Below are 486 nucleotides of genomic sequence, written 5' to 3' on the forward strand. Positions count from 1 at the left end.
GGCATGATGGGAACCGCACGCTGGGCAGCTGCGAGGTGTTCGAGCCGGAGACGGGCCGGTGGCGTGAGACGGGCGCCATGCGCACGCGCCGGCGCAACCACGCCGCGGTGCTGCTGGCGGACGGCCGGGTGCTGGTGATGGGCGGCTCCAACGGCGTGGCGATGGGCGCGCTGGCGGACGCGGAGGTGTATGCGCCGGCAACCGGGACGTGGACGGAGGTGCGCCCCATGGCCGTGGCGCGCAATGACCCGGCGGCGGTGCTGCTGGCGGACGGGCGCGTGCTGGTGGCGGGTGGGACGGACGTGGACCAGCGGCCGCTGCGCTCGGCGGAGCTGTTCAATCCAGAGACGGGGACGTGGAGCGCCGCGGCGCCTCCGGGCTTCTCGCGGGGTGGGGCTCAGACGGCGGTGGTGCTGGCCAACGGCAAGGCCCTGTTCGTGAGTGGCCTGCAGGCGGAGCTGTATGACCCGGTGACGGGACGCTGGG

The 486-nt window shown here is 74.5% G+C and carries 1 protein-coding gene; it reads left to right on the forward strand.

What is annotated here, in order from left to right; translation table 11 throughout:
* Positions 1-486 (forward strand): Kelch repeat-containing protein (locus tag G4D87_RS38590; protein ID WP_275902342.1); only part of this gene is annotated, 486 nt, incomplete at both ends.

Origin of the sequence: Myxococcus vastator (genome assembly GCF_010894475.1) — a bacterium.
GTDB lineage: Bacteria > Myxococcota > Myxococcia > Myxococcales > Myxococcaceae > Myxococcus > Myxococcus vastator.